At 63.7% G+C, this 25925-nt stretch carries 26 protein-coding genes; 16 read left to right on the forward strand and 10 right to left on the reverse strand.

Translation table 11 applies throughout. From position 1 onward, the window contains the following. The first annotated feature begins 18 nt into the window (after positions 1–18). The 8 genes from gpmI (at position 19) to FYC77_RS06255 (ending at position 11276) form a co-directional block, all read left to right on the forward strand. Entirely contained in the window at positions 19–1593 is a 1575-nt protein-coding gene (gpmI, locus tag FYC77_RS06220) for a 2,3-bisphosphoglycerate-independent phosphoglycerate mutase (protein WP_149080635.1), read from the forward strand. 131 nt (positions 1594–1724) lie between these two features. After that, positions 1725–3464 carry a histidine kinase N-terminal 7TM domain-containing protein gene (locus FYC77_RS06225; protein WP_149080636.1) on the forward strand — a complete coding sequence of 580 codons (1740 nt, stop codon included), beginning with the start codon at positions 1725–1727 and terminating at the stop codon, positions 3462–3464. Between the two features lie 316 nt (positions 3465–3780). Continuing rightward, positions 3781–5442: a sensor histidine kinase gene (locus FYC77_RS06230; RefSeq protein WP_149080637.1), complete on the forward strand. Its 1662-nt coding sequence runs from the start codon at positions 3781–3783 to the stop codon at positions 5440–5442. 288 nt (positions 5443–5730) lie between these two features. Beyond that, positions 5731–7317 carry a succinic semialdehyde dehydrogenase gene (locus FYC77_RS06235; protein ID WP_149080638.1) on the forward strand — a complete coding sequence of 529 codons (1587 nt, stop codon included), beginning with the start codon at positions 5731–5733 and terminating at the stop codon, positions 7315–7317. Next, positions 7305–8393, forward strand: a complete 1089-nt coding sequence (locus FYC77_RS06240; RefSeq protein ID WP_149080639.1) for an SDR family oxidoreductase — start codon at positions 7305–7307, stop codon at positions 8391–8393. Before FYC77_RS06235 ends, FYC77_RS06240 begins: the two co-directional genes overlap by 13 nt. Positions 8394–8431: 38 nt before the next feature. Then, the gene (locus FYC77_RS06245) at positions 8432–9346 is read left to right on the forward strand and encodes a CPBP family intramembrane glutamic endopeptidase (RefSeq protein WP_149080640.1); all 915 of its coding nucleotides are present in this window, start codon (positions 8432–8434) and stop codon (positions 9344–9346) included. A 152-nt stretch (positions 9347–9498) separates the two neighbouring features. After that, positions 9499–10788 carry an O-acetylhomoserine aminocarboxypropyltransferase/cysteine synthase family protein gene (locus tag FYC77_RS06250; RefSeq protein WP_149080641.1) on the forward strand — a complete coding sequence of 430 codons (1290 nt, stop codon included), beginning with the start codon at positions 9499–9501 and terminating at the stop codon, positions 10786–10788. A 98-nt stretch (positions 10789–10886) separates the two neighbouring features. Then, on the forward strand, positions 10887–11276 hold the full coding sequence (locus tag FYC77_RS06255) for a DUF7522 family protein (RefSeq protein WP_149080642.1): 390 nt from the start codon (positions 10887–10889) through the stop codon (positions 11274–11276). Positions 11277–11364: 88 nt separating this feature from the next. Here FYC77_RS06255 and FYC77_RS06260 read toward each other — a convergent pair whose 3' ends face one another. Next, complete coding sequence (locus tag FYC77_RS06260) at positions 11365–11622, reverse strand: hypothetical protein (protein WP_149080643.1); 258 nt, start codon at positions 11620–11622, stop codon at positions 11365–11367. A 177-nt stretch (positions 11623–11799) separates the two neighbouring features. On the opposite strand from FYC77_RS06260, the gene FYC77_RS06265 reads away from it, so the two are divergent. Further along, positions 11800–12345 (forward strand): DUF5813 family protein, encoded by a 546-nt coding sequence (locus FYC77_RS06265; protein ID WP_149080644.1) that lies wholly within the window; start codon positions 11800–11802, stop codon positions 12343–12345. 299 nt (positions 12346–12644) lie between these two features. Here FYC77_RS06265 and FYC77_RS06270 read toward each other — a convergent pair whose 3' ends face one another. Together FYC77_RS06270 and FYC77_RS06275 are read right to left on the reverse strand one after the other, a co-directional pair. After that, a complete protein-coding gene (locus FYC77_RS06270; RefSeq protein ID WP_149080645.1) occupies positions 12645–12875 on the reverse strand; it encodes an Lrp/AsnC family transcriptional regulator in 231 nt (76 codons plus the stop codon). Next, complete coding sequence (locus FYC77_RS06275) at positions 12875–13576, reverse strand: potassium channel family protein (RefSeq protein WP_149080646.1); 702 nt, start codon at positions 13574–13576, stop codon at positions 12875–12877. The genes FYC77_RS06270 and FYC77_RS06275 overlap by 1 nt, the downstream gene beginning before the upstream one ends. Positions 13577–13687: 111 nt before the next feature. Between FYC77_RS06275 and FYC77_RS06280 the strand changes: the two genes are divergently transcribed. Next, positions 13688–13918, forward strand: coding sequence for an Lrp/AsnC ligand binding domain-containing protein (locus FYC77_RS06280; RefSeq protein ID WP_149080647.1), 231 nt, complete (start codon positions 13688–13690; stop codon positions 13916–13918). Between the two features lie 20 nt (positions 13919–13938). Here FYC77_RS06280 and tmk read toward each other — a convergent pair whose 3' ends face one another. Then, on the reverse strand, positions 13939–14553 hold the full coding sequence (gene tmk / locus FYC77_RS06285; protein WP_149080648.1) for a dTMP kinase: 615 nt from the start codon (positions 14551–14553) through the stop codon (positions 13939–13941). A gap of 114 nt (positions 14554–14667) precedes the next feature. Here tmk and FYC77_RS06290 point away from each other — a divergent pair, with 114 nt between their 5' ends. From FYC77_RS06290 to cofC, 3 genes are all read left to right on the forward strand, one after another. Next, on the forward strand, positions 14668–15555 hold the full coding sequence (locus FYC77_RS06290; protein WP_149080649.1) for a complex I NDUFA9 subunit family protein: 888 nt from the start codon (positions 14668–14670) through the stop codon (positions 15553–15555). Positions 15556–15793: 238 nt separating this feature from the next. Continuing rightward, positions 15794–16972 (forward strand): tubulin/FtsZ family protein, encoded by a 1179-nt coding sequence (locus FYC77_RS06295; protein WP_149080650.1) that lies wholly within the window; start codon positions 15794–15796, stop codon positions 16970–16972. A 344-nt stretch (positions 16973–17316) separates the two neighbouring features. Next, complete coding sequence (gene cofC / locus FYC77_RS06300; RefSeq protein ID WP_149080651.1) at positions 17317–17979, forward strand: 2-phospho-L-lactate guanylyltransferase; 663 nt, start codon at positions 17317–17319, stop codon at positions 17977–17979. An 18-nt stretch (positions 17980–17997) separates the two neighbouring features. Here cofC and FYC77_RS06305 read toward each other — a convergent pair whose 3' ends face one another. The 4 genes from FYC77_RS06305 to FYC77_RS06320 all read right to left on the reverse strand — a co-directional run bounded on the left by FYC77_RS06305 (position 17998) and on the right by FYC77_RS06320 (position 21688). Next, the gene (locus FYC77_RS06305) at positions 17998–19038 is read right to left on the reverse strand and encodes a dipeptide epimerase (protein ID WP_149080652.1); all 1041 of its coding nucleotides are present in this window, start codon (positions 19036–19038) and stop codon (positions 17998–18000) included. Next, positions 19035–20051 carry a DUF1611 domain-containing protein gene (locus FYC77_RS06310; RefSeq protein ID WP_149080653.1) on the reverse strand — a complete coding sequence of 339 codons (1017 nt, stop codon included), beginning with the start codon at positions 20049–20051 and terminating at the stop codon, positions 19035–19037. Before FYC77_RS06310 ends, FYC77_RS06305 begins: the two co-directional genes overlap by 4 nt. A 128-nt stretch (positions 20052–20179) precedes the next feature. Further along, positions 20180–21115 carry a Vms1/Ankzf1 family peptidyl-tRNA hydrolase gene (locus FYC77_RS06315; RefSeq protein WP_149080678.1) on the reverse strand — a complete coding sequence of 312 codons (936 nt, stop codon included), beginning with the start codon at positions 21113–21115 and terminating at the stop codon, positions 20180–20182. A gap of 234 nt (positions 21116–21349) precedes the next feature. Beyond that, positions 21350–21688 carry a DUF5802 family protein gene (locus FYC77_RS06320; RefSeq protein WP_149080654.1) on the reverse strand — a complete coding sequence of 113 codons (339 nt, stop codon included), beginning with the start codon at positions 21686–21688 and terminating at the stop codon, positions 21350–21352. A gap of 354 nt (positions 21689–22042) precedes the next feature. On the opposite strand from FYC77_RS06320, the gene FYC77_RS06325 reads away from it, so the two are divergent. From FYC77_RS06325 to FYC77_RS06335, 3 genes are all read left to right on the forward strand, one after another. Further along, the gene (locus tag FYC77_RS06325; protein ID WP_149080655.1) at positions 22043–22939 is read left to right on the forward strand and encodes a hypothetical protein; all 897 of its coding nucleotides are present in this window, start codon (positions 22043–22045) and stop codon (positions 22937–22939) included. A gap of 68 nt (positions 22940–23007) precedes the next feature. Continuing rightward, positions 23008–23667 (forward strand): metalloregulator ArsR/SmtB family transcription factor, encoded by a 660-nt coding sequence (locus FYC77_RS06330; RefSeq protein ID WP_149080656.1) that lies wholly within the window; start codon positions 23008–23010, stop codon positions 23665–23667. Positions 23668–23798: 131 nt separating this feature from the next. Continuing rightward, positions 23799–24395, forward strand: coding sequence for an HdeD family acid-resistance protein (locus FYC77_RS06335; RefSeq protein WP_149080657.1), 597 nt, complete (start codon positions 23799–23801; stop codon positions 24393–24395). 25 nt (positions 24396–24420) lie between these two features. Here the strand turns inward: FYC77_RS06335 and FYC77_RS06340 are convergent, their stop codons facing one another. Next, positions 24421–25155 (reverse strand): ABC transporter ATP-binding protein, encoded by a 735-nt coding sequence (locus FYC77_RS06340; protein ID WP_149080658.1) that lies wholly within the window; start codon positions 25153–25155, stop codon positions 24421–24423. Then, positions 25152–25925 (reverse strand): ABC transporter ATP-binding protein, encoded by a 774-nt coding sequence (locus tag FYC77_RS06345; protein WP_149080659.1) that lies wholly within the window; start codon positions 25923–25925, stop codon positions 25152–25154. The genes FYC77_RS06340 and FYC77_RS06345 overlap by 4 nt, the downstream gene beginning before the upstream one ends.

Raw genomic sequence — 25925 nt, forward strand, 5'->3', positions numbered from 1 at the left:
ATGGGCATTCCCTCGGATATGGACGCTGCGCTGATCGTTCTCGACGGCTGGGGACTCGCCACTGGCGACGGCCGGAACGCGGTCGAGGCGGCCGAGACGCCGAATTTCGATCGACTCGCGGAGACGGGCGCGTCGGGCCGGCTCGAGGTCGCCGGCCGCCGCGTCGGACTCCCCAAAGGACAGATGGGAAACAGCGAGGTCGGACACCTCAATATCGGTTCCGGGCGGGTCGTCTACCAGGAGTACACCCGCATCTCGGACTCGATCGCCGACGGCTCGTTTCGCGAGAACGACGCGATCAACGCGGCTTTCGACGCCGCGCGTGAAACCGACGGGCGCGTCCACTTTCTCGGCCTCGTCAGCGACGGCGGCGTTCACTCCGATCACGAGCACCTCCACGCGCTGATCGAACTCGCCGGTGATCGGGGCGTCGAGGCGGTCACCCACGCGATCACCGACGGTCGGGACACCTCGCCGACGGGCGGCCGGGAGTACCTCGAGACGCTCGAGGACGTCGTCGCCGAACACGGGACCGGCCACGTCGCCACCGTCTCGGGGCGGTACTACGCGATGGACCGCGACCAGAACTGGGAGCGGACGAAACGCGCCTACGACGCGATGGTAAACCGGGAAGCCGAGTACGAGGCGGCGTCGGCCCTCGAGGCGGTCGAGGGCTCCTACGACCGCGGCGAGACCGACGAGTTCCTCGAGCCGACCACCGTTTCCGACACACCGGCCCTCGAGGACGGTGATTCAGTCGTCTGGTTCAACTTCCGTTCCGATCGCGCCCGTCAACTCACCCGAATGCTCGCCGACATTCGGTCCGAAGACTGGGCCGACCAGTTCGAGACCAATCCACCCGAGGTCGAGGTGGTGACGCTGACCCAGTACGACGAGACGTTCGACCTCCCGATCGCGTACCCGCCGACCCAGCCCGAGAACGTCCTGGGGGAGGTACTCGCCGACGAGGGCAAGACACAGCTACGGATCGCCGAGTCCGAGAAGTACGCCCACGTCACCTACTTCTTGAACGGCGGCCGGGAGGTCGAGTTCGACGGCGAGATTCGCGAGATCGTCGAGAGCCCGGACGTGCCGACCTACGACTTGCAACCCGAGATGAGCGCCCCGGAGGTGACCGACACCGCGATCGACGTCGTCGAATCGGAGAACCCGGACGTGCTCGTCCTCAACTACGCCAACCCAGACATGGTCGGCCACACCGGCGACTACGAGGCCGCGATCGAGGCCGTCGAAGCCGTCGACGACCAGCTGGGACGGCTCGTCGAGACCCTCGAGTCGGCGGGCGCACACGTCCTCATCACCGCGGACCACGGCAACGCCGACCAGATGGGGACCGAGGACGATCCTCACACCGCACACACGTACAACGACGTGCCGGTCGTCTATCTCGCCCCCGGAGCGAAGTCGGGGACCGACCTCGAAAACGCGAACGGGGAGGAACGACCCGTGGGCAACGGGAGGAGCCACACGGTTCGTGACGGCGGCACGCTCGCCGATCTCGCGCCGACGCTACTCGAGTTGATCGGCGTCGATCGACCGCCCGAAATGACCGGCGAGCCGTTGCTCGAGTGAGCAAAACGCCTTCGTTTCGTCGCGCACACTGACGATCCTTCGCCCACGAGTGTTCCCCGGAACGGGACGAACGCGCCGTAGATTCCAGTGGCCACAACACCAAAGAGCATGTGATCAGAGGTCTGACCTGTATGGTACCGTTCCCCTGGCCCGTGGTCGGATCGGTGCTCGCGGGGATCGGAACGGCAGCGCTGTTCGGCTATCTCTGGCAACATCGTGGCAACCCGGGCGCAAACTGGTTTCTGCTGACGCTCGGGGTGCAGATGTCGTGGTGTTTCTCGTACGGATTGTCGTTGCTCGTCTTCGACCCGGTGGTCCGATGGCTCTTCGAGGTGGTGACCTGGATCGCCATGGCGTGGATCGGGCTGACGTTTCTCGGCTTCGCACTCGAGTACACCGGTCGTGGCGCGTTCGTCCGAACCCCGTGGTTCGGCGCGTTGACGCTCGTTCCCGCGGCGACGACGCTCCTCCTCGTGACCAATCCGATACATGGCCTCGTCTGGACAGGGTTCCAGCTCGACCAGGTGTTCGGTACTGCAACCGTCTCCTACGAGTTCGGCGTCTGGGCGTACCTGACGATCCTCAGTAGCGTCCTGTTCGTCGCACTCGGCGTCCTCTTGCTGTTCGATACCATCGTCAACTACGGCCCGCTCTATCGATCGGAAGCGATTGCGGTCGCGATCAGCACCGCCCCACCCGGGATCGCCGTCCTCGTCTGGCTGTTCGAACTCGGTCCCGTGACGCAACTCAACCTCGCACCGATCATGTTCCTCCCTCACGCGGCGCTGGACGCGTACGCCTTCGTCGGCGGGCGCATGTTCACGTTCAACCCCTCGACTCGCCGGGCGGCCGAACAGTCCGCAATCGAAGAACTCGAGAGCCCGTTCGTCGTCGTGGACACCCGACACCGGATCGTCGATCTGAACCCGGCGGCGGAGGCGACGTTCGACGTGACGTCACCGACCGTTCTGGGCGAACGCCTCGAGAACGCCACCGACCTCGACGTCGAACTGACCGCCGGCGACCAGATCGTCACCGACGACAGTCCCGGCGAGTTTCGCGAACTGGCGGTGTCGGTCTCGGAGCTCCACGACTCCTCTCGCCACCGGGTCGGCTACACGATCCTCATCCAGGACATTACCAGCCAACGCCGACGGGAACAGCGTCTCGAGATCCTCAACCGGATTCTTCGACACAACCTTCGAAACGACCTGAACGTCGTCGAGGGATATCTCGACATCGCGGCCGACCGGACGAGCGACGAGGGATTACACGAAACGCTCGAGCGAACCCGAGCGAACGTCGCGGATGTCGTCGACATGGCGGAGAAGGCGTGGGCGTTCGAACAGGCACTCGACTCGATGGAGGAGTCCCCATCGACGGTCGTCGTCGAGGAGGCACTTTCAGAGATCGCGACGGATGTCGAAGCGGTGACCGAAGGGCGCGTCGAGGTCGACGTCCCGGCGGATCTCGTTCTGTGGACACAGCGAGAACTGTTCGTCCAACTGTTCGAAAACCTCGTCGAGAACGGCATCGAACACGCGGACAGCGAGACTCCGGTCGTCACCGTCTCCTTCGAGGGACTCGTCAATGGTCGAACGGCCGCCGTCTCGGTCAGCGACGACGGTCCGGGTATTCCCGAGCACGAACTCTCCGTCCTCGAGCGAGGCGAGGAAACTCCCCTCGAGCACGGGAGTGGACTCGGACTGTGGCTCGTTACGTGGTGTGTGCGGATGCTGGGCGGTGGCCTGTCGTTCGAGACCGACGGCGGGACGACCGTCACCGTTCGTCTGCCAACCGTGGCCGAACCGATCGGATCGCCGTCGGAGTCGTCGGAGTCGTCGGAGCCGCCGCAGGCGGCCGAACGGTAGCCGGTGGTCGGCCAAGACGGACCGGGACGAGACTGGTCGATTTGCGCTGCTATGTCGCCTCCTTCTGGGAGCCGTCCGAATTGTGGTTTCGAACTCGCTCGTGACGCCAGTTCGACGGCCGAGATAGCCGTTATCTTTATCGTAATTTGGCTGGCCGTTCTTACTATCACGAACACTGCTCGCTTCGCCCGCAGTTTCCCAGCGGACTGCCCACCATCCGAGACGGTCGACGGTCCGTCTCGTTGTGGTAGACGAACGCGTTGTGGACGGAGCGAACGGTATGTAATCCGTCAGTTTGGCGGGTCGGAGGTGTAATATGAACTACGAGTCGCAGCGAGAGTCACACGGGGGCGGATCCGTCGAAACGCGGTGTCCACGTCGGCGGTTTCACGTCGTCTACCTCGGGACACGAGAGACCGACCGAGAGCGGGTCTCCGAGGAACTCGAGCCGATCTACGAGCTTCGGACCGTCGACTCGGCGTCGGCCGCTCGCGACGCACTCGACGAGGAGATCGACTGTCTCATCGTCGGGCCCGAACTGACCGACGAGGAAACGATCGACGTCATCGAGGGCGTCCGAGGTTCGACCACCGACGTGTCGGTCGTCGCCATCGCGCCGTCTGCTGACTCGGCCGTGCTCCGTGCGTTACTCGAGGTCGACACCGCCGAACTCGTCGACGTACCCGACGAAGAAGGGATCTCCGACCACGACGTAGAGCGCCTCCGGACGTACGTCGACGAATACTACCACCGATCGATCTCGGACATCAGGGAGACCGTCTTCGACATTTCTCGATCGCTGATGGGCGCAGCACCCGACGAGACCGACATCGAAATCGAGTGGGGGCTTCGACTCGTCGGCGAGCGGCTCGACGCGGATCGGTGTCTGGTCTTCGAGTACGCCGACGACGTCCTCGATCCAACTCACGTCTGGGACCGTCGCTCGACGTCGTCGGCCGAAGCCGACCCCATCTCGCCCTCGGCGTTTCCTGGGTTCGACACGCTCTCGAAGTCGTTCGATCCCTACGCCGTGCCCGCCGAGGTCGACGACCTGGAGTTCGACGTCCCCGACGGCTTCCTCGGAGACCTCGGAACGTCAGCCGACCGTAACGACACTGTCGCAGCCGACGCCGACAGTCACCGATATCTCGCGGAGCGAACCCTCGAGTCGTTGCTCGCGGTTCCGATCGTCGTCGACTGGGAACTGATCGGTATCCTCGTCGTCGAACAAGAGGCCAGACGACCCTGGCCCCGTTTGTTGCGCCAACAGATACAGACGTTCGGCGAACTCGTCGGCTACACGCTCGACCGGGAACGACGCAGGCGGGAACTCGCCAGACAGAACGAACGACTCGAGCGGTTCGTCTCGGTCGTCAGTCACGACCTTCGGAATCCGCTCAACGTTCTCTCGGGGTACATCGAACTCATCGAGGAAACGGGCGATCCGGAACACATCGAGGACGTCTCCATGGCCGCGGATCGCATGGAGACGATGATCGAGGACCTGCTGACGCTCGCTCGACAGGGCGAGAACCTCGAAAAACGCCAGCCCGTCGACCTCGAGGACGTCGCTCGGAGGGCCTGGAACGCCGTCGACACGGCGGATGCGCGACTGGTGACGCGGGAGCTAGGAACGGTCGACGGCGACCCTGGGCGGCTCCAGCAGGCATTCGAGAACCTCTTTCGAAACGCCATCGAACACGCCGGTGCTCGGGTGACCGTCACGGTGGTCGGAACGGAAGACGGGTTCGTCGTCGAGGACGACGGTCCCGGCATTCCGGTCGAACAGCGTAACCGAATCTTCCGGGAGGGGTACACTGGCGGTGACGGAACTGGTCTGGGGCTGTCGATCGTCGCGACGGTCGTCGACGCCCACGGCTGGTCTATCTCCGTCGAGGAGAGCGACGACGGTGGCGCACGATTCGCGTTCACCACGGCGGACGACTCCAGCTCCCGCGGGTGCGCCCGTCCATCGTGACAGCAATCCGTATCACTCCCGGCTCGTCGCGCTCGTTCGGCACCGATTGATACGAACTGCAGTGTGTCCGTCACAGTCGATGGTAGACCGGCGAGCGATCGACCGGCAATCATACGGTCTGCTGTAAATCGGTACCGGCGAAACCACGAGCCGTCTGTGGTTTCACCGGTAAACCGGTACAGCAATCCGTATCAGTCACCACAAACCGTCCGAGACGTCTCGAACGGCGAGACGGTCGGAACGTCATCTAACCAAAACTACAGGTGCGCTCGAGCCGAAAACCGAGACATGGCACGGACGAGTGGCTCGCGGATCCTCGAGGAGACGACCATCGAGAGTGAGCGCCTCGAGGGGCTCGCGGCTCGCATCGAGACGTCCGGTGACAGCTCCTCGCTCGAGGTTCGGACACCGGTCACCGACGAACCGATCGGCGCGATCCCGGCCTGTACGGCCGACGACGTCGCGGCTGCGGTCGACCGTGCTCGGTCGGCCCAGGCCGACTGGGAACGGGCGACGGTCGACGAGCGGGCGGCGATCCTCGAGCGGTTCGGTGATCTCGTCCTGAACCGTCGTGCGGAGTTGCTCGACGTAGTGCAACTCGAGACCGGGAAGTCCCGTCAGCACGCCCTCGAGGAGATACTCGACGTCCCGCTGACGTGTTCGTATTACGCGGCGAACGGCCCCTCGATACTCGCGGACGCGGACCGGTCGGGTGCGGTGCCGCTGGCCTCGGACGCGACGGTCACGTACGATCCCGTCGGCGTCGTCGGCGTGATCTCGCCGTGGAACTACCCGCTGACGCTCGCGATGACCGACGCGATCCCTGCCCTGCTCGCGGGCAACGCCGTCGTCTGCAAACCCGACGAGCGCACGCCGTTTATCGCGCTGGCGCTCGCGGACCTGCTGGCGGAGGCCGGCCTACCGGACGGTCTGTTCCAGATCGTCACCGGCGAGGGGGAAACGGTCGGTCCCGCGCTGATCGACGCGGTCGACTACGTCGCCTTTACCGGCGGCACCGAGACGGGTCGAACGGTCGCCGAACGGGCTGGCCGGAACCTGATCGACTGCTCGCTCGAGCTCGGCGGGAAGAACCCGATGGTCGTCCTCGACGACGCCGACCCCGAGACGGCCGCTCGCGGCGCGGTCAAAGGTGCGTTCACCAACGCAGGACAGCTCTGTCTCGCCCCCGAACGGATCTACGTCGACGACCGGCAGTACGACGAGTTCGTGGACGCCTTCGTCGGCGCGACACGGCGTCTCGAACTCGGTCTCGAGTTCGACTACGGCCCCGAGGTCGGCTCGCTGATCGACGGCGATCACCTCGAGGGCGTCCGCGAACACGTCGAGAGCGCGGTCGCGGACGGCGCATCGCTGCTCTCGGGTGGCCGCGCCCGTTCCGACGTCGGCCCGTTCTGTTACGAGCCGACGATCCTGACTGACGTCGACCCCGACTCGCGGGTCGCCTGTGAGGAGACGTTCGGTCCCGTCGTCTCCGTCCACCCGGTCTCGGGTATCGACGAGGCACTCGAGCGGGCGAACGACTCCGAGTACGGCCTGAACGCCAGCGTCTGGACGACCGACCGCGAACGCGGCCGTGGGGTCGCCCGCAAGATCGAGTGTGGTACCGTCTGCGTCAACGACCCCTACACCGTCGGCTGGGCGGCGACGGACGCGCCGATGGGTGGCGTCGGCGACTCGGGACTCGGCCGTCGTCACGGGCCCGAGGGACTTCGGCGGTACGTCGACGCCCGGACGATCGCGACCTCGAGAATCGGCCCGCTTGACGCGCCGCCGGGCGTCCCGCCGCGCTGGTTCGCCCGCTTCATGCTCGGACTGACGACGATTCAGCGACGACTCGCGAGGTGGCTGCCGTGAGCGACGCCGCGGTTCTCTTCACCGGTTTCCCGGGCTTTCTCGGCTCCGCGCTGCTCGAGCGAATCCTCGCCCGCGGCGACGGGCCGGTCGCCTGTCTGGTCCAGTCGCAGTACCTCGAGACAGCACGCCGGCGAGCGCGGGAGCTCACCGACGGAATCGACGGAGTCGACGACGACGAGATTCGGCTCTACGAGGGTGACATTACCGAACCCGACCTCGGACTGGGTGACGAGTCGTTCACGGCGGTTCGCGAGGTCTACCACCTCGCGGCCGTCTACGACCTCGCCGTCGACCGCGACTTGGCGGAGGCAGTCAACGTCCGGGGCACCGAACACGTCCTCGAGTTCGCCGCCGAGCGCGACGTGGATCGGTTCCACTACGTCAGCACCTGCTACGTCAGCGGCCGGTACGACGGCGTGTTCACCGAAGACCACCTCGAGGAGGGCCAGCCGTTCAACAACCACTACGAGGAAACCAAGTACCGCGCGGAGGTCGCGGTCCAGGACCGGATGGACGCCGGCCTGCCCGCAACGATCTACCGGCCCGCGATCGTCGTCGGCGACAGCCGGACTGGCGAGACCGACAAGTACGACGGCCCCTACTACCTGCTCCGACTCTTGCTGGCCCAACCCGAGTGGCTCTCGGTGACGGTTACGCTGCCGGAGTCGAGCAACGCCGAACTCAACGTCGTTCCCAGGGACTACGTCGTCGACGCGATCGCCACCCTCAGCGCCCGCGAGGAGACCGTCGGCGAGGTCTACCAGCTCTGCGATCCCGCGCCGCTTTCCGTCCCGCGGTTCGTCGACGTTCTCGCCGAGGCGGCCGGTCACCGAACCGTCACGCTGCCGACGACGAAACCGATCGCACGAACGGTCTCGAGTCGGCTCTCGTCGTCGCTGCCCCTCGAGCCCGCGACCCTCGACTACCTCGACCATCCGACGCGGTACGCCTGTCCGAAGACGCGACAGGCACTCGAGGGGAGCGGACTCGAGGTGCCCCCGCTCGAGTCCTACGTCGATCGACTCCTCGCGTACGTACTCGAGAATCCCGCCGTCGGCGACGAGCCGATGGTCTAGTACCGAATTTTTTATGCAAACATATCGATGGCTGAGGTATGAGCGATCAGCCGATCGACAGGTCAACGGAAGTCGAATCCGTTGACGATCACCCTCGAGCACTCGGTAGGCTGAAACGGACCGTCGCACGTTCACCCGTCGTTGCATTCGTCTTGTTCGCCTTCGGTTACACGTGGGCGATCGACGCGATTGCACTGCTCGCCTTCGAAGGACCCAGTGAACTTCACAGCGTACCTCGTGCCTGGGGTCCGCTCGTCGCGGGCGGTGTCGTCGTGTGGCTACTCGACGAAGACGTTCGGTCGTACGTCGGACAGGTCAAACACGTCCGTGTCGGTATCCACTGGTACGCGATCGGGGTCGCCATCCCGCTGTTGCTCACCGACAGTGAGACACTCGTTGCGCTGGCGTTCGGCGCTACCATTGGCTTCGAGCCGACAGCACCACTGGTACTGTATCTCGTGAATTTCCTCGTCGTGCTCTTTCTCGCTGGGGGACTCGAAGAGTTTGGGTGGCGTGGATTCGCTCAGCCCCGACTCCAGGAACCACACAGCGCAGTAGTCGTCGCCGTTCTCGTCGGTATCCTCTGGGCGAGTTGGCACCTCCCGCTGTTCCTCTTGTACGACCTGCCTGCGTACGACCCAGCGACGCTTCACAGCTACTATCTGACGACGATTCTCTGGGCGATCGTTCTCGCTTGGTTGTACAACAGCACAGGTGGCGGGCTGTTAGTCGTGATAATCGCACACGCAGCAGGCAATCTTCCGCCGTTTCTCGCAGTTACCGGTGAAACACCCGAACTCGTGGCGACGCTACCGATTAGGGAACTAACCTACCTCGTGGTCGCTCTCGTGATCGTCGGCTATGCCGGACCTCGAACGCTTTCGCGTGACGGAGAACTCCCACCGGTAGCCGGCCGGAAATCGACCGACTCCGACCGTTCGAGTTCGAGTTGAATTATCTGTAGACGTCTACTGGTCAACTGATTCGATAGGTTATGCATGGAATTACCGAACTAGTCCTCCGCAGACACCTCCTGTCAGCCGGTTAAAACTTCCGCGGCATCTCGCGATAACGTTTTATTACCTCCCGTGAGTGGAACACGAACATGAGTGACGATCCAGCCGATCACGAGTTCGCAACCGACAGCATCCACGCCGGACAAGAGCCCGACCCGACGACGGGCGCACGCGCCCCGCCGCTGTACCAGACGACCTCCTACGAGTTCGATGACACCGATCACGCGGCTGCTCTGTTCGGACTCGAGGAGTTCGGCAACATCTACTCGCGGATCATGAACCCGACGAACGCGATGTTAGAAGAGCGCATCGCGACCCTCGAGGGCGGGGTCGGGGCCCTCGCGACCTCGTCGGGAATGGCGGCGTTCGACCTCGCAACCTTCATCCTCGCCGACGTGGGCGACAACATCGTCTCCTCGTCGTCGCTGTACGGCGGCACCTACACCTACCTCACCCACACCGTCGCGAAACGGGGTATCGAGACCAAATTCGTCGATACGCTCGACTACGATGCCTACGCCGAGGCCATCGACGACGACACCGCGTTCGTCCACCTCGAGACGATCGGCAACCCTGCTCTGGTGACGCCGGATATCGAGCGCGTTGCCGACATCGCTCACGACCACGACGTCCCGCTGTTCGTCGACAACACGTTCGCGACGCCGTATCTCTGTCGCCCGCTCGAGCACGGCGCGGACCTGGTCTGGAACTCGACGACCAAGTGGATCCACGGCGCTGGTTCGACCGTCGGCGGCATCCTCGTCGACGGCGGCTCGTTCCCCTGGCCCGACGGCGACTACCCCGAGATCACCGAGCCGAACCCGGCCTATCACGGTGTCGACTTCTACGAAACGTTCGGCGACATGGCCTTCTCCGTCGTCGCCCGAACCCGCGGGCTGCGTGATCTGGGCAACCAGCAGTCGCCGTTCGACGCCTGGGTCACCCTCCAGAAACTCGAGTCACTGCCGCTGCGAATGGAGAAACACTGCGAGAACGCGATGGCCGTCGCGGAGTACCTCGAGGACCACGACGAGGTCGCCTGGGTCAACTACCCCGGCCTCGAGAGCCACGAGACCCACGAGGAAGCAAGCGAGTACCTCGAGGGCGGCTACGGCGGCATGATTACGTTCGGCCTCGAGGGCGGCTACGACGCCGCCGAGACGGTCTGTAACGAGGTCGAACTGTTCAGTCTGCTGGCAAACGTCGGCGACGCGAAGTCGCTGATCATCCATCCCGCGAGTACGACCCACCAGCAGCTCACCGAGGAGGAGAAACTGGCGAGTGGAACCACCGACGACCTCGTTCGCATCTCCATCGGCATCGAGGACGTCGACGACGTGATCGCCGACCTCGAGCAGGCGATCGACGCTGCCAACTGAGGCGGATTGCTGGCCCGACACCCCGGTGTCGTCCCCTCGTTCTCACACACCTGACATCTGCCCCCGGCGTTAAGGTCCCGGGGTTCGACCACTTCGATATGGCCACTGGGCTACTCACGTCAGCGGCAGCGGAGCAGATCGTCACGACCTGTCGGACGGCTATCGGCGACAGCCTCCGGTCGGTCACCTACTTCACTCGAGACGACTACGAGCAGGTCTATCTCCGGGAGGACCTAGAGCGCGATGCTGATCTCTCGACGTTTATCGGCCACGAGTGGCGCGGGTTCAAAACGGCCCAGACCGCCTACGAGGGCTCGGAACTCGGTGACTACAACTACACGATCCGCGTCTTCGACAACGGCTTTCTGATCCGGGTCACCTCCGAGAGCGACGGCGTCTTCGTCACGACCGACGGCCTCACCGTCAAGGACTTCGAGGAGGTCGCGACGGCGATCAGTTCGTTCCTCGAGAGCCGAGAGGTTTCGTAACGACGCGGTTCTCCTGCCGGCGTAGTCGGGATACTTCGCGCGGGGTTTGCACTTCGGTTCGCCCAGTTCCGACTCATAGCGATCGGTATCAGTTCCGGTCCGGGTTCTGTCCGGTGTAGGACGTTCCACGTTGTGAACCCGACTGCGAATCTCGGAGATCGTGGTCGGCGTCAGGCAGAACGGGATCCTCACGGGATGGTATGGAAAGATGTCGCCCGCCGTCGCTTTTCGCGTCGCCATCTCGACTCGAGACGTCCCCGATCGGAAGGCCGGAACCGAGTTCGTCGTCGGTTCCGAGGAGGCGTGCGAAGCGGCGACGTTCGGCGGCGTATCTATCGATGGACATGCCGACGGAAAACGTCGATATCTGTTGTAGTTATACGGGGCGTTTTCAGTGGAAACGAGTCACTGATCGTCGAAACGATCCGAAATGGAACCGTACTCGCCGTCCCCTCGGCCGATTCCCTTCTCGAGTCGGCACGCAACGCAACATCCTTTTTCGTCACGACCGTTTGGACGGATGATGACATCCCTTCCGACGCCCGTCGAACGCGCACTCACGGACCACGACGCGTTCGCACCGTCCGACGACGGCTACGAACTCGAGACGACCGTCTTCGACGCTCACGTAACCGCCACGGCGACTGATGACGAACGCGACGCCCGTTTTTCCGTCGTCGTCACCTTCCCCACGCTCGACGCCGCCGTCGCGAACGAAACCGTCGCGCCCGTCGTCGAAGAGGGCTGGTTCGACCCCCTCGAGCGACGACTCGCCGACGCTTTCACCGTCGCCCACACGAGTGACCACGAGGATCCGATCGTCGAACGCGACGGCGACGACGTTCGCGTGACCCTCGAGTATACCTCGTGGAACGCCCGCGAAGGCGTCGAAGACGCCAAGGCGCTCGTCGAATACGTCGAGGGAACGTTCGCCCAGGGGATCATCCCCGGCTACGAGTACCGGGGCGCGGCGGCGACGTTGCTCGAGAGCGCCCAGAGCCGCGGCCAGCAAGCGGCCGAAGGGAGCCCCGAGAACGGCAACGGCGGCAGCGGCGGGATGCCGATGTAGCTCGTCGGACGAATTACGAGAACGGAGTTTCTGGCCGGGAGTGCGCCGCTCGCAGTGCTCGCGACGCACGACTCTACGGAAGAGCACGCTCTTTCGAGCTGTGAGGGACCCGGCCCCTCGAGCAGTCGGCGCAACGCGCCGACGACCGATGTGAGGACTGGAAGGAACGAACGGAGAGAGGAGTGCTTTTCATCGAAGCTAAGCGGAATCTTCGATTCCGCGAGGTCTGAGAGAGCTTGCTCTCTCGAGATTTTACCGAGGGTGCGCCTTCGGCGCACCTACAGAGTAAAAGTTCGTTCTTAGTCCATCGCGATGTACGTCTGGGTGTCTTCGATGCCGTCGACTCCCTGGATCTGAGTCGCCGCGATGTCCTTTACCTCCGCGGGGGTTCCCACCCGCGCTTTCGCGATGATATCGACATCGCCGGCGACGATGTGTGCCGACTGGACGCCGTCGATCGCTTCGATATCCTCCCGTAGTCGATCCGCCTCGCCCGTGTTCGCTTTGATCATGACGAATGCTGTGACCATCAGTTGACACCTCCGGTTCCCGCGTTGACCGTTGCACGCTCCGGACTCTCGCCGACGAGCAGCTGTCTGACGTCGCTCAACACGTCGAAATCCGCTAGCACGACGATTCTGTCACCGTCCTCGAGCGACTCGTCGGCGGAGGGAATCTCGAGGTCGGCCTCTCGTTTGCCGAACGCGAGGATGGTCGCGTTGGCGGGGAGTTCCAGTTCGTCCATCGTGTAGCCGTTGACCGGCGCTGCGTCGCTGACGGTCACCTCGACGACCTGGAGGTTCGGCGCGACGTCAGCGACCGCGCGAATCGTCCCGCCGAGCAGGGCGTTTTTCGCGCCCAGAGCGCCGAGACGCTCGGGATAGATCACCTCGTCGACCTCGTCTGCGTACTTGCGGTAGATCTCCTCGCGATACCCCTCGTCGATGCGCATGACCGTCCGACAGCCGTAGTGTTTGGCGATCATACACGCGGTGAAGTTCACGTTCAGATCGGCCGTCAGCGCACCCAACACGTCGGCGTTCGCGACACCGGCGTCCTCGAGAACCGACTCTCGAGATCCGTCTCCGTCGACGACGGGAAACTCCTGATTACGAGCACGTCTGATCTTCGCTTCGTCGCGTTCGATCAGCGTTACCTCGTGGCCTTCCTCGCGCAGGACGCGTCCCGTCCGCAGCCCAACCCGTCCAGCGCCGATAATCACGAACCGCATGGAAAGCGATACGCCGCCCCCCGTCAATAAGTTTGCCCCAGTGTGACACACCTGGCGACGTCTCTCGGGCAAAAGCTTTAGTCGTGTCAGAGAGTACCACACCAGCGACCGATGGTTCACGCGTTCATCATGGTGAAGACGGCCGCCGGAAAGTCCGAGGGACTCCTCGATGCGATCAGGGAGATCGAGGCCGTCTCCACAGCCCATATCGTCGCAGGCAACTACGACATCATCGCCGAGGTCGACGCCGACGAGATCTACGACGTTCTTCAGGCGGTCTCCTCGGGCATTCAGGGACTCGAAGGCGTGACCGACACGAAGACGTACATCGAGATGGGCTAACGCTGCTTGCGGGCGAGTATTTACTTCGTTTCGAGTGCTCCCTCGAGTGCAGTCACCACGCCCTCGAGGACGGCCTCAGGTGTGTCGTTCGCGTCTACCCGGACGAACCGATCCGGCTCGCGCTCGAGTAGTCGTTCGTAGTTCTCCTGGACGGACGCGAGATACTCGGCGCGTTCGAACTTGTTCGTCGTCCCCGCTCTCTCGGCGGCCGTCTCGGGATCGAGATCCAGGTAGATCGTCAGCTCCGGTACGATCGAGATCGGTTCGTGGACATCGACGACGTACTCGAGGGGATCTTCGAGTGCGCGCTCACCGGCGTCGTCGCTCCACGCCTCGAGCGTCGCGCCCTGGTAGGCAAAGCGAGAGTCGGAGTACCGGTCCGAGATCACGAGGTCGCCGCGCTCGAGGGCAGGTTCGACCACTCGCGAGAGGTGAGCGGCGTGGTCGGCGGTGTAGAGAAACAGCTCCGCCAGCGGGTCGGCGTCGCCGTCCGCGATCGAGCGGTAGACGGCCTCGCCGTACCAGGAGTCGTCGGTCGGCTCCCGCGTAAACGTCGCCTCGGGATACCGGTCCTGCAGGCCTTCCCACACCGTCGTCTTCCCGCTGCCATCCAGCCCCTCGAGCGTGACGAGCATGCTGGCACCTCATCGGGCGGGATACATTACTGTGGCTATCGAAACGAACTGTCGGGCCCACCCTCCGCTGTGGAGTCGAGTACCTATTTATCGCTCGAGCATTGGATTACGTGTATGAGAGTCCTCGTCGCCGGCGGCACCGGCTTCATCGGAACGAACCTGTGTGCGGAACTGAACGACCGAGGACACGAGGTGACGGCGCTCTCCAGAAATCCGGACCGAGGAGATCTTCCGACCGAGATCGACCTCGCGATGGGCGACGTCAGCGCCTACGACTCGATCGTCGACGTGGTCGCGGAACACGACGCGGTCGTCAACCTCGTCTCGCTGTCGCCGCTCTTTCAGCCGCCTGCGGGAACGAGCCACGAGGAGGTCCACCTGCAGGGAACGGAGAATCTCGTTCGAGCGGCCGAGAGTGGCGGCGCCGATCGGTTCGTCCAGATGAGCGCACTCGATGCGGATCCGAACGCCGACACCGAGTTCCTCCGCACGAAAGGAGAAGCCGAGGAGTACCTCAGAAACTCCGATCTCGCGTGGACCATCTTCCGCCCGTCGGTCGTCTTCGGCGAGGGCGACGAGTTCGTCGGCTTTACGAAGACGCTGACGACGCCGTACGTGACGGGACTACCTGGCGGCGGACGAACCCGGTTCCAGCCGATCTGGGTCGGCGACCTCGTCCCGATACTGGCCGACGGCCTCGAGGACGAGCATCTCGGCGAGATCTACGAGGTCGCCGGACCGCAGGTACTCACCCTGGCCGACGTGACCGAACTCGCGTACGATGCGGAGGGAACGTCCGTCACCGTACTCCCGATTCCGATGCCGTTCGCGAAGATTGGACTGGCGCTCGCGAATCCCATCCCGTTCGTCCCGTTCGGTCCGGATCAGGCACGCTCGCTCGAGATGAACAACACCGTCGCGACCAACGACGTGACGGCCTTCGGCGTCGACGAGGCCGAGTTGACGACGCTTGGCTCGTATCTCGGAAGACCGCCTCGCTGACACTCCGTGGCCGTCGTGGCTGCCACCGCGGTCACGACCACCCCATCCGGCCGAAACAATAGTATAAAGAGTAGTACTCGGAACAATATATTATATTTTACATATCGGAGTCGACGTCCGAAAATCGACGCAGTCTCCCGATTTCGGGTAATATGGAATTATGCGAGAAATTCACATCATCAAAAGACTTATAGTCTTAATCGCACTGTTCCAATCCAACGGAGCCCCCTGACAAACAATGAAGCTGGCGATGATCGGATTCGGACAGGCCGGTGGCAAGATCGTCGATCGATTTCTCGATTACGACGATCGAACGAACAGCGGGATCGTCCGGGCTGCGATCGCGGTCAACTCCGCGAAAGCAGACCTGATGGGTCTCGAGCGTATCCCGCAGGACAATCGTGTACTGATCGGCCAGGCTCGCGTGAAGGGCCACGGTGTTGGTGCGGACAACGAGCTCGGCGCGGAAATCGCCGAGGAGGACATCGACGAGGTCCAGAACGCGATCGATCAGATCCCGACCCACGAGGTCGACGCGTTTCTGATCGTCGCCGGGATGGGTGGCGGAACGGGCTCCGGTGGCGCGCCGGTGCTCGCGAAACATCTGAAGCGAATCTATACGATTCCCGTCTACGGACTCGGCGTTCTTCCCGGAACGGACGAAGGGGGTATCTACACGCTCAACGCCGCCCGCTCGTTCCAGACGTTCGTCCGCGAGGTCGACAACCTGCTCGTCTTCGACAACGACTCCTGGCGACAGACCGGCGAATCCGTCGAGGGTGGCTACGAGCAGATCAACGAGGAGATCGTCCGTCGGTTCGGCATCCTCTTCGGCGCGGGTGAGGTAACCGGCGACCAGGAGGTCGCCGAGAGCGTCGTCGACTCCTCCGAGATCATCAACACGCTCTCGGGTGGTGGCGTCTCCACCGTCGGCTACGCGAGCGAGGGCGTCGAACTCACGAATGGTGGTGGTCTCCTGTCGCGGTTTACGGCCGACGATGGGGGTGACGACGATCTGGACGCTGCGAACACGACCAACCGAATTACGAGCCTCGTTCGAAAGGCCGCACTCGGCCGGCTCACGTTACCGTGTGAGATCGAGGGAACCGAACGCGCGCTGCTCGTCCTCGCCGGGCCGTCGGAGTATTTGAATCGGAAAGGAATTGAGCGCGGACGAAAGTGGCTCGAAGAAGAAACCGGGAGCATGGAGGTTCGTGGCGGGGACTACCCCCGTGGCGAACCGGAGGTCGCGGCGGCGATCTTGCTCTCGGGCGTGACGAACGTCCCGCGGATCAAGCGCCTCCAGCAGGTCGCAATCGAAGCACAGGACAACATCGAGGATATCCAGGCCGAAAGCGAGGAGAACCTGGAAGAACTCGTCGAAGACGACGAGGACGAACTCGAGCCGCTGTTCTGATACGGCCTGCTGTTATAGAGATTATCGGAGACGTTCATCGGTTTCCTGTGACGAATCGAGAGACAGCCACGACAGACGGGGGCGAAACTGTCGGTTGGCGACGATGATCCCTATCAGCCAGTACTGCCACGCCCTGGACCCGATCTCCGGATGCGGCGGTATACCGGTACAGCAATCGTACGACGCTGCGAACTTGTGGTCGCGTTCGTGTCGGGGGACACGATGCTGCGGTCGCTGTGGTGTGCTGTTTCAGACCCGTCTTCGACCGTGCGGTATCGATAACGAACACGTTTTCCGACGCGAGCCGACGCTCTTTTGAGCGCGTACGGGTAACCCCCGCCGAGATGCAGGTCGTCGTCCCGTTCGCCGCCGAAACACCAAAAACCCGCCTCGAGGGCGTACTCACGCGTTCAGAGCGCCTCCGGTTCGCTCGAGCGATGCTCGCGGACGTTCTGGCGGCGATCGACGCGGCGGGCCACGAGCCGACGGTCGTCTCGACTTCGCCGCTGTCGTTCGACGGCGAACTCGAGTCGGTTCCGTCGTCGGTTTCGGTCGAGATCGACGACCGTGCGCTGACGGACGCGGTCGACGCTCGACTCCCCGATCGAGGCGGTGACCCCATCGCCGTCGTCATGGCCGACCTCGCGCTCGCGACCCCGGCCGCACTCGAGTCGCTGTTCGCGACCGACGCGGACGTCGCGATCGCACCGGGTCGGGGCGGTGGAACGAACGCACTCGTCGTTCGCACCCCCGAGTTTCGGGTCGACTACCACGGAACGTCGTATCTCGATCACTGCGAAATCGCTCGCAAGGCGGGCGTATCGCTCGAGGAGGTCGACTCGTTCAGACTCGGGACCGACGTCGACGAACCGGACGATCTGGTCGAAGTCCTGATTCACGGGCCGGGGCGTGCACCCGACTGCCTCCGAACGTTCGGCTTCGCCCTCGAGTGCGACGGGGGCCGGGTCGGGGCCGAGCGACTCGAGAACCCGGCGAAGGAGCCCTGATCGACGGTTCTCGTCCGATTACTCGAGGACGGCACCGGTTCCCGGTCGATCCAGCGCGTCGAGATCGATCCGGCCATCGGGCGTCCCGACTCCCTCGGCTGGGTCGTCGGCGAGCAAGAGCGCGCCGTCGAGGTCGGCGTAATCGAGCGTCGGCGCAAGATGACAGGCCGGGGCGATCGAGGCGTTCGACTCGAGCATACAGCCAAGCATCACCTCGAGACCGTGTGCGCGGGCGGCGTGGATCATCCGCCGTGCCTCCCGGAGGCCGCCACACTTCATCAGCTTCAGGTTCGCGACGTCACAGCGGTCTGCGATCCGCGGGATGTCCGCGACAGTTACGCAGGATTCATCGGCCGCGATCGGAACCGGCGAGCGCTCGTAGACGAATCGCAACCCGTCGGGATTCTCGGCCGGGACGGGCTGTTCGACGAACGCGAGGTCGAACTCGGCGAGGCGATCGATCGTCTCGACTGCCTCGCGGGGCGTCCACGCTTCGTTCGCGTCGACGAACAGTCGGGCGTCGGGCGCTGTCTCTCGGATCGCTCGAACGATCTCGACGTCGCGGTCGGTGCCGAGTTTGACCTTCAGCGTTCCGTACCCCGCATCGACGGCCGCTTCGGTTTTCTCCCGCATCGTCTCGGTGTCGTCGAGTCCAATCGTAAACGACGTCTCGAGCGTTTCCGCCGGATCAAGCCCCCAGTACCGGTACAGCGGGATCTCGAGGCGTTTCGTCACGAGATCGTGTAACGCGGTGCTGACCGCCGTCCGCGCCGACGGGTTTCGATTCACTCGCTCGCGCATCCGGCGTTCGATCCGCGCGAGCTGGTGGGGATCGCCGACGTCTTCGACCACCTCGAGCAGGTCGGGGAGGACTGCCTCGACCGTCGCAGCGGTCTCGCCGTAGTGTGAGGCCGGTGCGGCGGCACCGAGACCGACCGTCCCATCCTCGTCTACGATCTCGACGGTGACGATCTCGGTCTCGGTCGTCGTTCCCCGCGAGATGGTAAACGGACGGTCGAGTGGGAGTGACCGTCGCTTGAACGTGGTCTCGAGACTCATAGCAGGACCTCGAGCAGGTCGTCGGTTCCGAATCGGATCACGTCCGTCGCGGGCGCGTCGAGTTCGGCGGCGTACTCTTCGAGGGCGTCTCGAGCCGCGTCGTCGTCGAGCCCGGCGGTGTTGAGCGCGCCGGCGACGACGGACGCCTCGCTGACCGGCGCGGCGAGGCTCTCGTAAAGGTCGACGTAACTCGGGATCGACGGCAGTGGGAACGACTCGTAGCCGTGGATCGCCTCGCGGCCAGCGTCGTGACAGAGGACAAGCCGATCGGGCATCGCGCCGTGGAGGATACCACAGGTGACCGCCGAGTACGCTGGGTGGACGATACTCCCCTGACCCTCGACGAAGAGGTAGTCGTACTCGTCGCCTCTCTCTACGATCATCTCCTCGACGGCACCCGCGGTGAAGTCACTAACGACCCGATCGACCGGATTCCCCCACCCCTCGATCATAATCCCCGTCTGTCCAGTCGGGATCACCGCGGCGTCGTACCCCGCCTCGCGAGCGTCGCGAGCCAGCTCCATCGTCGTCGTCATCTTGCCGACCGAGCAGTCGGTGCCGACGGTCAGGATGACCTCGGCGTCGACGTCGCCAGCGACGCCGTCGCTTACCGTCAGATCGTCCGGCGGCCGACGCACGTCCCGCAGTTCACAGCCGTTCTCCGCGGCCAACCGGGCGAACTCCTCGTCCTCGGAGAGGAAGTAGTGGAGGCCAGAGACGACGTCACAGCCGTACTCGAGGGCCGTCCGGACGTCCGCGCGCCAGCTTTCCTCGAGGCCGCCGCCGATGGGCGCGATACCGATCAGGAGTGTCTCGACCTCGTCGGGCTCGAGGTCGTCCATCCCGGTGACGATCGGCGCATCCTGGACATCCGGAACGAACGACGAGACCTGCTCCCCCGGATTATCGCGGTCGAGGACCGCGACGACGTCGTGGTCTGCGTACCGGAGGACGCCGAGGGCCGTCTTGGCACGGTCGGGAAACTGTTCGTGGGCCAAAATTGCAACGCGCATACCCCTCGGTACAGACGGAGCGATCATAAAGAACCAGCAAATCCGGCCAAACCCCTCGTCTGCCTCACACGACTGACGACCCACTCGTCGCCTTACAGCTTACATGACCGACGACGTTTCCGTCTGGATCACAGAACCAGCAGATCCGTCGTCCAGAACGAATCCACGGCGTCCTCGAGGGCGGAGTTCGGATCGCCGGTCGCGTCGACGGCGGCGGTTGCGTCGGGTTCGAGGCCCGACTCGTCGACGAGCGTCTCGAGGACGCCGCGTTGGCCGACCAGATACAGCGGTTCCTCGGCCGAGGGCTCCGCGACGTACTCCGCGAGGGTCTCCCGACAGCGATCGAGGTGGTCGTCGATCTGGTCGTCACGGATTCGCTCGAACCGGGCCTGCGAGAATCCACCTTTCGAGTGACTGCCCTTGACGTCGCTCTCGAAGCCCCGGTACTCGATTCGGTCGTCGCCGTCGTAGACGCCCAGTGCGAACAGGTCGGCTCGGACGAGCGCCAGGACGTGGCGTCCGGTCGGCAGGAACCACTCGCGCTCGAGGGAGAACCGATCGTCCCAACCCGATTCGATCGTCGGCTCGACCGGCGGTTTCAGGGCGACCGAGACGAGGCCAGCGTCGTCGGCGCAGTACAGACACGGCGTGGCGTCCTCCAGAAGGGCGATGCGCTCGCCGAGACGACCCTCCAGATCGAGATCGAGGTCACGAATCGGCTCGTCGCCGCCGAGCGTGGCCGTCAGCGCACCTTCTGGTTCGGTTCGAAACGACGAGAGTCGATCGACGACACCGGCGAGTTCCGTCCCACCGATCCGGTCGCGACGTCGAAACTCGAGGCCGCGGTCGTCCTCCCCGGCCTGGTCGAGTTCCCCTTCCAGTTGTGCGATCCGGTCTTCGAGACGATTGATCCGCTCTTCGGCGTCCTGTCTCGCCGTCGTTGCCTCCGCACGGCGGTCGGACTCGGCCTCGTAGCGCTTTCGCAGTCGCTCGTTTTCATCCTCAAGTTCGTCGATGCGCTCTCTGAGCGATGCGCGTCCGAGCAACTCGTCGACGTCGAACATCCGGGCGAAGACGCGAAGCGGAGCTACTTTTAGGTTCCGGGGAGCGAGCGAAGCCGTCCCCGTCCTGCGGAGCATCGCCCGTCACCCGGCTCGAACGTAGACGGAGTCCGATCGCGCCGGTCTCTCGTGTGGGGCCTTCGGGGGTCGTGACGTTCTCCCGGCTCGGGCCCCGAACGCCACGCGTTAGCCCGCGGTCCCGTCGTCGACGTGAGACGAATCGTCTCCGGCCGGCTGCTATCCCCCGGCGAACTCGAGTAGCTGTCGGGCACGCTCTCGACGGGCGAGAAACACCTCCCGTAGCGAGGGCGGGTTCCGGATCCGCGTCCCCTCGAGCATCGACTCCGGGATGGCGAGCGTGTTCGACGGAACGGCCTCGTCGCCGTGAACCGGGAAGTGTGTGGACTCGAGTTTCATCACGAGCGGTGCATCGAGCCGTTCGACGCCGTCGCCGGTCGCATACACTTCTTGGTTGATGCGTTCGTGTTGCGCTCGGTGCATGACCGCACACTCTCCGTCGGTGGGAGTCACGTACAACCGTCCGAGATAGTAGCTTCCGGAGAACACCTCGAACATGCTAACTAGACACATGGTCTGGCGCGGGATAACTATTTGTGGATAGATTTAAACAGTATCGCTATCAATGTACTTGTCTTGAAACTCGTCGACCAGATTAGTACCTGATCTGCCACTCGAGTCGACTATTCATGTCGTTCGTTAGATCTCTTGACGGAGGGTACGGTCGGTTTTAACGGTCGATCGACCGGTGACGGTCCCGACCTAGTTAAATATTTCTTAAATTTATAGTGTGAGTGAAAAGGAGAGAGCGGAGTATAAACGCTTTTGAATACGCTCGTTTGTCGTCACGTTCGCGTAAACGGTTCGAACGACTCTCGCTCTTTTTACGTCGTTCGGGTGGACGTATCGTCGATGAGATCCACTCGGCTGGTCGTCTTCCTCACGATCGCCGTGATGTTCGGGCTGACGGCCGCACCAGCCGCCGCCGGAGATGTCACGACCCCGTCCCTCGACGCGCAATCGAACGAGAGCACTCAATCCGGCGGAAACCTCACCGTCTCGTCGTTCATGCAATCGAGCGCCGCTGACGCGGAAAGTTCGGTCGAATCCGGGCTGTTCGAGACGAAATACGAGAACGCCGACGACGATAAGCGAGCGGCGCTCGTCGACGATCGTACGGCCGCTCTCGAGACACAACTCGAGGCGCTCGAAGCCGAGCGAGAGCTACTCGAAGAAGTCGACGAGAACGTCTCCACCGGTGAGTACCGGGCGCGATCGGCGAAACTCGCGATCGGAATCGTCGCCCTCGAGCGCTCACTCGAGCGAACCATTCCGCGAGCGAACGAAACGGGTGTCGACCGGGATCGCCTCGACGATCTCCGATCGAACGCGTCCGATCTCTCGGGCTCGGCGGTTGCGGCCGAGGCGCGCGGAATCGCCGGCCTCGAACAGTTCGACGGTGGTCCACCGGCTCTCGACGAGGACGGGAACTGGACGGTACCCGGTCAGAACGACTCGGCTCTCGACGAGGACGGAAACTGGACGGTACCCGGTCAGAACGACTCGGTTCTCGACGGGGACGGAAACTGGACACCACCAGCGCAGGACGAGAACGCCGCAGCGACTGAGATCGACCTCGACGCCGCCGTCGCCGAGAGCGACGACGACCACCCGGCCAATCGGTCGGGCGATGGCTCGAGTTCGGCCGCCACCGGTACCGACTCGAGCCCAGCCGACGATGCCGGTCCGCCGGACCAATCCGGCGGAAACGAGGGACAGGGTCCCGACCTCGGATCCGACGACACGTAGTGTGTTCCGACCGATCGACTTCGCTCGAGCAGACACCCTTTTCAGCGCCGACACCATACGCTCGCTCGATGGACTCCGCCGCGTTGCTGGATTTACTGGGAAACGAAAACCGCAGACGGATCCTTCGACTGCTCGCCCGAAAACCCTGTTATGTGACCGAAATTTCCGACTATCTTGGCGTGAGTCCCAAGGCGGTAATCGAGCACCTTCGAAAGCTCGAGGAGGCGGGTCTCGTCGAGAGCCGGGTCGACGATCAGCGTCGGAAGTACTTTCATATCGCTCGAAACGTTCGACTCGAGGTCAACGTCTCCCCGTACGGATTCGCGAGCAAGAGCGCTTACCCCGAAAACAGTAGCTTCGACATCACCACCTGTCGACACCTCTCGCTCGACGTCTCCTGGGACAACGCGGGCGAACTCGACGACCTGTTACGCGCACTCGAGGACTTAGAACAGCTCGAAAACGAACTCTCACTCGCCCAGCGGTGGGTCCAGGGACGACTCTGTGACGTCCTGGACGACATCTCCGAGACGGTCGGCGCTGGGCCGGAGAGTCGAATCTACGCGGATCTCCTGGCGAGCGTCCGATCGGAGCCAAAGTCCGTCGGCGAACTCAGCGGAGACATCGGTGCCTCTCGCGAGGTCGTCGCCGAACTACTCGAGCGGATGGCCGACGAGGGAATCGTTCGTCGGACGGAACGCGGCTGGGAACTGACGGTGGATTCCTGACCGTTCATAATCCTGATTCGGGTTTCACCACGTTGTTCCCGATGTTTTGGACCGATCAATCGGTCAGACCTACTATAAATTCGCAAAATAGGTTTATGCATTGACAGACCGTATGTGTTACCGGTGTTCTTATGAACGCAGTTACAGCAACCGACGAATCGTACGGCTACTCCCTCGAGCGTGGATGGCGGACCCTCGCAATCGCTGGCGGCGTGGTTGGCCTCATCGGCCTCCTCGCAGTCGCGTTTCCGCTGGTAACGGGTCTCTCGGTAACGATCGGCCTCGGCATCCTCCTCATCCTCGGCGGGATCGTCCACGGCGCACACGCGTTTGCCGCACGCGGGTGGAGCGGATCGCTCTGGCAGGTCGCCCTCGGCGTCGTCTCGGTCGTCGCAGGGGTAATCTTGCTCGTGAACCCGGTGATCGGACTCGTGACCCTCACGGCTCTGGCGATCGCGTATCTGTTGGTCGACGCCGTCGCCGAACTGTGGATGGCGATGCGAATGGACGACCAGCCCGGCCGAACGTCGGTCGCAGTCAGCGGACTGCTCTCACTCGTCCTCGCCGGCCTCCTCTGGTTTGGATTTCCCGCCGACGCGGCCTGGGCGATCGGCGTTCTCGTCGGTGTCGGCCTCCTCGCGACCGGTCTCTCGATGGTCGTCGTCGCGATTACCGGCCGAAACGCGGCGCAAACGGCATCCACCGCGGTCGAACCGCGGAGTACGTGATTTTCGTTTTTCATCGGCGACCGCGTTACTCACCGCCGCCTTGCATCAGTAGCTGAATCTCCTCGTTCTCGGCGAGTACCTCGGGATCACCGCTATCGACGATCTCGCCGCGTTCGATCACGTACATCCGGTCGACGATTTCGGGGACGTGACTCGCGTTCGACTCCGCAACCAACACCGAGATCTCCCTGTCGATGATCTCCCGAATGTAGCGTTTGAGGTTCTCGACGACGACGGGGGCCAGTCCCTCGAGCGGTTCGTCGAGCAAGAGTAGATCCGGCTGAAGCGCCAGCGCACGCCCGATCGCAGTCATCTTCCCTTGCCCGCCGCTCAAGTTCTGCACTTCGGCGTTACGTCGGTTCTCGAGTTCGGTAAAGAGGTCGAAGACGTCCTCGACGACGGCCTCCTCGTCCTCGATGTCGCGGGCGTCGCCGGAGGTCCAGATCGGGAGCCGGAAGTTCTCCTCGACGGTCATCCCCGTAAAGAGGTCACGGTTTTCCGGCTGGTAGCCGATGCCGCGTTTCGGAATCAGTTCCGCACGGCGGTCGATCAGTTCCTCCCCTTTGAACCGGACCGACCCGTTCGCGACGGGCGTCAGACCCATGATCGAGCGAAACGTCGACGTCTTGCCCGCACCGTTTCGTCCGACCAGTGCGACCGCCTCGCCCTCGCGAACCTCGAGATCGATACCGTGGGTCACCTCGAACCCCTCGACTAACGCCGAGAGATTCGACACCTCGAGGAGGGGATCGGACGTCATTCGTCCACCCCCAGGAGGACCCGCCGGAGGTCGGGATCGGTCTCGAGCAGGTCGGGATCGCCCTCCCTGAAAACCTGTCCGTCGTGGAGCACGACGAGCCGGTCTGCGTACTCCTTGACGAGATCCATGTCGTGTTCGATAGTGACCGTCGTGACGCTCTCGGCTTCGCTGGCCTCGACGATCGTCTCGATCACGTACTCTTTCTCCTGGGTGGCCACCCCCGACGTCGGCTCGTCGAGCAACAGGTACTCCGGATCGAGCGCGAACGACATCGCGACGTCGAGCAGCTTCCGATCGCCGTGGGGGAGCGTCTCGGCGATCTCGCCTTCGATCCCCTCGAGGCGAAAGTCCGCCAAGAGGTCGTCGACGTCTCGTTCGACGTCTCCGTGTCCGTCATCGCGAGAGCGCATGCTCAGCGTCTTCTCGTGACGAGAGAGTGCTGCGGTGCGGACGTTCTCCCTGACCGTCATCTCCTCGAAGACGTGGACGATCTGGAAGCTTCTGACTAGCCCGGCTTTGACCCGCTTCTCGGGAGCCATTTCGGTGATGTCACGTTCGACCGTCGAACCGTTCTGCTCGCGGTGGACGACGACTTCGCCCCGATCGGGCTCGAGCAGCCCGGTCAAGAGGTTCACGAGCGTGGTCTTACCAGCACCGTTCGGGCCGACGATGAAGACCCGTTCGCCCTCCGTTTTGCCGAACCGAACCGAGACGTCGTCGGTGGCGCGCAGTTCGCCGAACTCCTTTCGTAACTCGCGTGCTTCGAGCAT

It is taken from the genome of Natrialba swarupiae, assembly GCF_008245225.1.
GTDB lineage: Archaea > Halobacteriota > Halobacteria > Halobacteriales > Natrialbaceae > Natrarchaeobius > Natrarchaeobius swarupiae.